Genomic DNA, 8,230 nt, shown 5'->3' with positions numbered 1-8,230 from the left:
ATTCCTTGTATTTTTTTAATATTTCTAATTCAACTTCTTTTCTTCGTAATTCTAATTTTAATTGATCGATTTCAGAAAGTTTAGCCATTCCTTTTTCATAAGAATATTGTTTACCCACCTGTTGGTGGAAACGATGTGTTTCTCCATTTTTATACCATCTAAACCATGTTTCTACTTGCGTTTTGTTTTTAATGTTTAACTCCTGCATTACTTGTTTTGTACTATATCCCTGTAATTTCATTTCTACGGCTTTATTTTTAGTATCGGCTGAATAAGCAACACGATTTTTAACCATAAAAAGACACCTCCATGCGTATTTGATAATATTGTACCAAATCCAACTTGGAGGTGTTTTTATTTAATTCTCATTTACGGGGGTCAGTGCCGTTCTCTGTACTATTTTCTATTAAAGTGCCATTTTCTTTTCTAAATATCGTTGCCCTTGTTCGAAAAGCAAACAGATAATCCAGTAAATAATTGCCACTAAAATATAAACCGTCATATAGTTTTGTTCACGTCCACCCACAATTTTCGCGTTTTGGAAAATATCAGGTAGCGAAATCATCGCTACAAGAGAGGATCCCTTAATCATATCAAGCAATACATTACTTAATGGTGGAATGGCGATTCGGAATGCTTGTGGAACGATGACTTTTTGCAACGATTGTCGATAACTCATCCCAAGAGACATCGCTGCTTCCCATTGACCATTATCCACTGCATCCATTGCCGAACGCAACACTTCAGAAATATACGCACTACTTGCAATACTAAAGCAAAGGAGCGCACAGACTAAAGCCGGTAATGTAATTTTTAGGAAAGGTAACCCAAAATATAGTAAGAATAAAAATACTAAAGTTGGTGTTCCGCGCATAAAGGAAACATGAAATGTCGCAATCCATCTTAATAAACGGAATCTTGAACGTCTCATTAAAACGAGAACGAATCCTAAAATCGTTCCGAATACAAAACTCGTTAACGCGACTCCTAGTGTATATCCTAATCCACTAAGGATAAACCAAAAGTTATTGATTGCAATATTAATATCGAAAATTTTATTTAACATATTAGTCTACATCTGAAATATCGATTTTTTCTGTTTTGAAATCTTTAGGTTCTGTTACGTCTTGACCTGCGAAGAATTGTTCAGAGATTTTTTTCAATGTTCCGTCTTTCTTCATCGCATCCATAGCTTCATTGAACTTATCACGTAACACAGTGTTGTTCAATGAAATTGAGAAACTTGCGCTATATGGGTTTGCATAAACGCCTTCGTTAATCTTAATGTCATATTTATCTTTAGCAAAAGCAACGGCGATTGATTGTAAGTAGTAATCGTTGATAATTACATCAGTACGACCGTTTACTAAATCAGACATATATACGTCATTTGTTACGTTATCATAAACGACTAATTCAGCACCAAGTTTTTTAGCGATTTTCATGTAGTTTGTACTTGCAGCACCTGCAGCTTTTTTACCTTTTACATCTTCCCAAGAATGAATTCCTGAGTTGTCGCTTCCACGAACAACCATTGATGTAAATGAGTATTTATGTGGTGTAGTGTGTAAGTATGCGTCGAAGTTTTTCGCACCTTCTTCAATTGAGTAGTTTGCGATATCTGTCATACCACTGTCTAAAGCTGTTAACATTCCGTCAACACCCATTTCAGTAAATTCAACTTTAAGGTTTAAGCGTTTCGCAACTTCCTTCATAATTTCCACATCGTAACCCGTTAATTCGTTCTTATCATTATGGAATGATTGTGGATATAAAGTACCTGCAGTTGATACTTTAATGACACCCGATTCAACAATTTTGTCCCAGTTTGCTTGCGCTTCTGAAACTGATACAGTTGTTTCTTGTGTTTTAGTTGTGTTTGCTCCGCATGCTGCTAATAATGTAGCCACAGCAACGAAACCAGCTTTCATCCATTTTTTCATTGGTTTAACCACCTTTTGTTTATTTTTTCAACATAGTGAACGATACCATACTCCCCATTAAAACACAATGAATAAAGCTTGAAAAACAAAATAAAAATGAAACAGATTTTACAACCTGTTTCATTCTGAAATAATATATAGTTATTTATCTAGTTCTTCAAGAATATTTCGGGCTACTCTCTCGGAAATTCCGATAGTTTGTAACTCCTCAAGACTAGCTTGTTTCATTGCTGTTATCGTTTTAAAATGACGCAATAGTTTCTTTCTTGTTTGCGGACCGACACCATCAATCATTTCCAATTTCGAAGCAAATGTATTTTTACTTCGCACTTGTCTATGGAACGTAATCGCAAATCTGTGAACTTCCTCTTGCACCCGTTGAATCAGTTGGAACGCTTGCCCTTTTCTATCTAAATCAATTTCCTTATAGTCTTCACCATAGAGTAATGTAGCGGTTTTGTGTTTTTCATTTTTTACCATTCCACATACAGGAATCTCTAGACCTAATTCATCTTCTAAAACTTCAATGGCAGCTCTCATTTGAATTTTACCGCCATCCATTAAAATTATATCTGGAAGTCTAGCACCTTCTCTCAATAATCTTGAATAGCGTCTACGAATGACTTCTTGAGTCGTGGCAAATTCATGACTTCCAACAACAGTCTTCACTTTAAACTTACGGTAATTTTTGCGGTCTGGTTTTCCATCCTTAAAGACTACCATCGCAGATACTGGATTGGTTCCTTGAATATTCGAATGGTCAAATGATTCAATCACTGATACTTTTTCTAACCCTAATGCTTCTGAAAGTTCTTCCAAGGCACCTTTTGTCTTCAACTGACTTTGCTCTTCTCTTCTGAATTTTTCATTTAATGAAATCTCACTATTTTGAGTAGCAAGGTCTAACATTCGTTTCTTAGAGCCACGTTTTGGTGTCATCACCTTCACACCAAGCGTTTCTGATAATAATTCTTTATCAATCTCTTCCGGGACCAAAATTTCTTTTGGAAGAATATGATTTTGATCTTCATAAAACTGAATGATGAAGGACATCACTTCGTCCTCTACCTGGTCATAAATTGGAAACATCGCTGCTTCACGTTTAATAATCGTCGACTGTCTGAGTAAGAAGACTTGAATAGAAATCCATCCTCTATCAACGACATAAGAGAACACATCACGATTCGTGAAATCTGCGTTCATGATGTTTTGTTTCTCGACGGTTGCTTCGATGTACTTAATTTGATCACGATAATCCATCGCTTTTTCAAAACCGAGTCTTTCGGAAGCTTCATTCATCTTCGAAGTCAAATCATCTTTAATCGTCTTCACATCTCCGTTCAAGAAACGTTGGATTTTCTTGATTTGCGCATCATAATCTTCTTTTGAAACTTCATGATCACAACAACCAATACATTGTCCTAGATGGTAGTAGAAACAAGCTCGTGTTTCATTCTTCCCACATTTACGAAGTGGATAGATTTTCTGGATGAGTTGCTGCGTTCCTGTTGCTGCAGTGACATTTGGATAAGGGCCAAAATAAATCCCCCCATCCTTTTCTACCTTATGAGAAATCACGAGTTGTGGGTCTTTCTCAGATGTAATTTTTAAGTAAGGATACATCGTACCTTGTTTTAACTTAATATTGTAGTGCGGTTGATATTTCTTAATCAGGTTAATTTCAAGTAAGAGAGACTCTTTATTTGTCTTTGTCACAATATACTCAAAATGGTGAATCTCACTCACTAATTTTTCCGTCTTGGTATCATGGGCGCCCCTAAAATAAGAGCGAACACGATTTTTTAGATTTTTCGCTTTCCCGATATAAATAATATCATCATTAGCATTTCGCATAATATAACAACCTGGTAAATCAGGAAGATTCTTTAGTTTACTTTCAATTAATTCACTTCCCATTCAATCTTCCTTTCTAAACATTATCGCTGCCATACAATTTTTTCGAATTCATCTTTTAATTCACGGTCCATTTCATCCTTATATACAGGATATAAGAATAATCGCACCTCTTTTTTACTCAATAGTTTTAGCGTTTTTAATAATTTTATCACTTTCAAGCGCACTAGATGGTCTGGAAAATGAAGCACTTGCCAAATATAGTCGTAATCGATGAGTTGAAACTCAATCATCTTATTTAAAATTACTTCATGCCATTTCGAAAGCGCGAAGAATTGAGGAGGTAAAACCAAAGTCGAATGTTGCTTCATATAGTCATAAACTTCGGGTCTTACAACTCCTTTTATGTAATCAATCGTACCTTCGATAAAGACTTTTGAAGTTGATTTCTCAATGTACTCTAATGCCGTTAGCGATAATGGATCTTTTTCTAACAGTTTGTTGAACTGTGAAAATCGTAGTTTACTATTCGTTTTGCTTAGTACAAATAAAATGATGGCATCATCACGATTGGCTGATTTCAACGAAGCCTCTATTATAGATTCAACTTTTGACTGCGACGACCAAATGACTTTGTCCACTAGGCCTTTTAAGTAATGATTTTGATGGAACTCCTCAGATTCCACATCTGTGAAAGTGGATAGTTCTAATTCTAAGCATTCTTTCATTCGGTATAATAGTGCTACCGATTCTATAGTGAGACTGCGATTCTTTTTCGTTAAAAACGACAATGGATAAATGGATTCAACCAACCACTGGATAAAGTGTTCATCACTCGTTCCATGCAACACACATAGTTGATAATTGCGTTCAACCTCTGGAGTCATTTCATGGGCCATAATGACACGAAGTAGTTTTGGATGATACATACAACTTTTGGCAGCAATAGGTCGCATGCTAACTTGCTTCATCATCACATTCAGCAAATAAAAAGCATCTGCCTTCGTTCTGATTGGATAGAAAAATAAGTAATATAAGCGTCCATATCCGCTAAGAGAAGGCTCCAATTTTTCTAAATAGTCTCTCCACTGACTTTCGTGAATAGAGTATGATTTTGCAAATACAATATAGAAATTATACGAACTATGTTTCTCGAAGTATTGAATCTTCCGCTGAGTGATTTCATTATCAAAGAATACTAGTAGCATTAACACTAATCTAAATTCTTCTTTTACTGTAGTGACTTCAAGTAATACCGTTAATCGTTCGCATAGGAAATCCTTCTTTCCGTCGGATAACTGGTCAACAAACTGCTTCCAATGAATAAGTAAAGGCTCTATCCAGTAAATCACAGGAATATCAAATTTTAAGCTTCCTTCACACACATCTTCATTTGGATCCAATAGTTTTGTCATCGCAAGATAGAATTGAGGCAATCTGTCTTGACTCTTCACACGTTTTCCAAGTGCAAAGGCAAAGAACTCTCCCTTCCCATCCACGGTATCTTTCATGAATGAATACGGAATTTTTGGAGACCTTTTTCTATTTTGAAGAAATTCCTCGTAAATGGACTGCTTACCCATTTCTATCCCCTCCTACGGTTAGAAACACAAAACACCAATCCCAAAAAACTATAACGCTTCTTTATACACTTCCATTGCAACTTCTGGCGTCAAATCACCATGTTCAGATAATTTCACTTTCTTGTGACGTGTTAAGCCGTCCACTAAAGCTTGTAATACCTCTTCACCTAGATTCACATCGCTAAAGCGAATTGGAGCTCCTAATGATTTAAAGAACTCTTCTGTTTTAGCAATCGCCCCATCAGCAATTTCTTCATCTCTTCCTGATAAATTCCATACACGTTTTCCGTATTGTACTAATTTATCAAATTTCTGCTGTTTTCTTACTTTCATCATTGCTGGTAAGACAATCGATAATGTACGACCATGGTCAATTCCGTGGTTCAATGTAATTTCGTGTCCTAATGCATGTGAAGACCAGTCCGTTGGTACACCTAGGTTAATCGTTCCGTTTAATGCATTTGTTGCACACCACATAAATGTTCCACGATCATTGTAATCAATATGATTTGTGTCAATGACACGAGGTGCAATTTCGATTAACGTTTGTAAAATACTTTCTGCATAACGATCTTGAAGCAGTGCTCCTACTGGATAAGTTAAATAGTTTTCCACCACGTGAATAAAAGTATCTAGCAAACCATTCACTAATTGACGAACTGGCAATGTATAGGTCAATTCAGGCTCTAATACTGAAAATACAGGGAATGTCTTTGGTCCACGGAAACTTACTTTTGCTTTTTTCTCAACAAGTGTAATCACCGCACCTGAGTTCATCTCTGAACCTGTTGCAGGAAGTGTAAGAATCGTCCCGAAAGGAACAACCTCTTGAACAGGTAATCCTTTACCTACACCCCATCCAAATAAATCAACTGGATCTTCTGTAAAGAGACTTGCTGCAGAAACAAATTTAGTCCCGTCAATCACAGAACCGCCGCCTATAGCTAGTAAATAAGTAAAGTTACCTGCACGGACTTTCTCAACAGCTTTCATTAATGTTTCAAATGTTGGGTTGGCTTCAATTCCTGAAAACTCATCCCATTCACGATTTCCTAAAGCTTTAACTGCACGATCAAATGCTCCGTTTTTCTTAACAGATCCGCCCCCGTAAAGAACTAATACTTTAGCGTCTTTAGGAATTTCATTATCAATATCTTCAATACGATTTCTTCCAAATAAAATCTTTGTTGGATTTTGGAATGTAAAGTTTTGAATTTCATGTGTCATTTCAAATCACCTCGTTAGTTCTTACTTTAATTGTACCAAAACTAATAGACCCTTTCTAAAATATCGGCTTTAAAAACAAAATAAACTGGACAATTGCCCAGTTTATGATTCCTAATTTATTATTTTTGATTCGATGTATTTTTTCAGGCGGTCTGCTGAGATTTCCTTTTCTAATTTAGAAACTTCAACAGGACTTAATGTGACCTCACAAGTCTTAAGACCTTCTGCATTATAAGAAACGACAACTTCTCCAACGTCTTCTCTAGATTCTCTTGTCACTTTTGGAAATAACGCTGCTAATTCCTTTTCAACTTCAAGTGCACAGTGCTCTCTTAGTAAGCGAAACTGTTCTGCAATCACCGTTGGAATATAATAGCAGTCCACTAATGTCATTTCTTCATCTTTAGATTTTCGGTTTGACTTTTTCGCTTTTTTCATAAATGACCTCGTTTCTTTCTTCTTGTCTAGTATACAAAAATTCACCCGAGAAGGCAAAAACATTAAATTTATCCAAAGATTAGGAACCTATTTTCCAAATGAGCGATTTCATGGTAAAATAGCTATGAATCACACTTATAAGGAGATATTATGCTTACAATTAATATGCTAACTCGTGCAGACAGCGTTAAAGGCCAAGGAGTTATGTCTGCGACAGAGGAACAAATAAACCTTGTAACAGAAGGATTAAAGGGCTATAACGTTGTTGTAAATCAGCTTAAAATTGCTGATATTAACCATATCCATACCATTAATCCAGATTTTCTTTTCAAATCATTTTTAAACAATAAAAAGCAACCGACAATTGCGTCCGTTCACTTTTTACCAGAAACATTAGAAAAAAGTATTTCTCTTCCAAAACCAATTAAAGAGTTATTCTATAAATATGTTTTATCATTTTATAAACAAGCAGACTATTTAGTAACTGTAAACCCTCGTTTTATTGATGATTTAGAAAAGTATGGGGTCGATCGTTCTAAAGTAACGTACATTCCAAACTTCGTATCTCGTGAAACGTTCTATAAAATTACAGACCAATCCAAAGCAGACTTACGTAAGAAATTCGGATTAGATCCAGACAAATTTACCGTTGTCTCTGCTGGTCAGCTTCAAATGCGTAAAGGCGTTCTTGAGTTTATTGACTTAGCGACTAAAATGCCAGATATCCAATTCGTTTGGGCTGGTAACTTCGCTTTTAAAGGTATCTCTGAAGGTCGAAAAGAAATTATGGAACACATGGATGATCTTCCAGATAACGTTCACTTCCTTGGACTTGTGGAGCGTGATCGCATGAATGAGTTCTTTAATATGGGTGATGTGATGCTTCAATTGTCATTTGAGGAATTATTCCCAATGACGATTTTAGAATCAATGAACGCAAACATCCCTCTCCTATTACGAGACTTACCAGAGTACAAACCAATTTTATTTGACTACTACTTAAAAGCAAATAGTCAACAAACTTTTAAAGACGAATTAACAAAACTAAAAGAAGACGCTGATTATTACGCAAAAGCCTGCGAAGGTTCAAAACGCGGCGAACAATTCTATTCAAAAGAAAGTATTCTAGAACAGTGGCAACAATTTTATGATAAAGTTGCAACAGAAAGAAACTTGTTATCATAA

8 protein-coding genes are annotated in these 8,230 nt (G+C 35.7%); 1 reads left to right on the top strand and 7 read right to left on the bottom strand.

The annotated features are described in order from the left end of the window. The 7 genes from ADH02_RS08015 to ADH02_RS07985 form a co-directional block, all read right to left on the bottom strand. A partial coding sequence (locus ADH02_RS08015) for a transposase (RefSeq protein WP_048782010.1) occupies nt 1-295 on the bottom strand: 295 nt, incomplete at its 3' end. Nucleotides 296-406: 111 nt separating this feature from the next. After that, complete coding sequence (locus ADH02_RS08010) at nt 407-1,054, bottom strand: amino acid ABC transporter permease (protein WP_048784020.1); 648 nt, start codon at nt 1,052-1,054, stop codon at nt 407-409. A gap of 13 nt (nt 1,055-1,067) precedes the next feature. Continuing rightward, nucleotides 1,068-1,943 (bottom strand): transporter substrate-binding domain-containing protein, encoded by an 876-nt coding sequence (locus ADH02_RS08005; protein ID WP_048710478.1) that lies wholly within the window; start codon nt 1,941-1,943, stop codon nt 1,068-1,070. A 141-nt stretch (nt 1,944-2,084) separates the two neighbouring features. Then, nucleotides 2,085-3,860: an excinuclease ABC subunit UvrC gene (gene uvrC, locus ADH02_RS08000; RefSeq protein WP_048784018.1), complete on the bottom strand. Its 1,776-nt coding sequence runs from the start codon at nt 3,858-3,860 to the stop codon at nt 2,085-2,087. A 20-nt stretch (nt 3,861-3,880) separates the two neighbouring features. After that, complete coding sequence (locus tag ADH02_RS07995; protein ID WP_048784016.1) at nt 3,881-5,380, bottom strand: hypothetical protein; 1,500 nt, start codon at nt 5,378-5,380, stop codon at nt 3,881-3,883. 48 nt (nt 5,381-5,428) lie between these two features. Then, nucleotides 5,429-6,607: an iron-containing alcohol dehydrogenase gene (locus tag ADH02_RS07990; RefSeq protein WP_048784015.1), complete on the bottom strand. Its 1,179-nt coding sequence runs from the start codon at nt 6,605-6,607 to the stop codon at nt 5,429-5,431. A 111-nt stretch (nt 6,608-6,718) separates the two neighbouring features. Beyond that, nucleotides 6,719-7,045 (bottom strand): hypothetical protein, encoded by a 327-nt coding sequence (locus ADH02_RS07985; RefSeq protein ID WP_239681753.1) that lies wholly within the window; start codon nt 7,043-7,045, stop codon nt 6,719-6,721. 150 nt (nt 7,046-7,195) lie between these two features. Here ADH02_RS07985 and ADH02_RS07980 point away from each other — a divergent pair, with 150 nt between their 5' ends. Next, nucleotides 7,196-8,230 carry a glycosyltransferase family 4 protein gene (locus tag ADH02_RS07980; protein WP_048710491.1) on the top strand — a complete coding sequence of 345 codons (1,035 nt, stop codon included), beginning with the start codon at nt 7,196-7,198 and terminating at the stop codon, nt 8,228-8,230.

Origin of the sequence: Streptococcus sp. 263_SSPC (assembly GCF_001071995.1) — a bacterium.
Taxonomy (GTDB): domain Bacteria; phylum Bacillota; class Bacilli; order Lactobacillales; family Aerococcaceae; genus Granulicatella.
The sequence above is the reverse complement of the archived record's forward strand: the minus strand, read 5'-3'. Positions and strand labels throughout refer to the sequence as shown.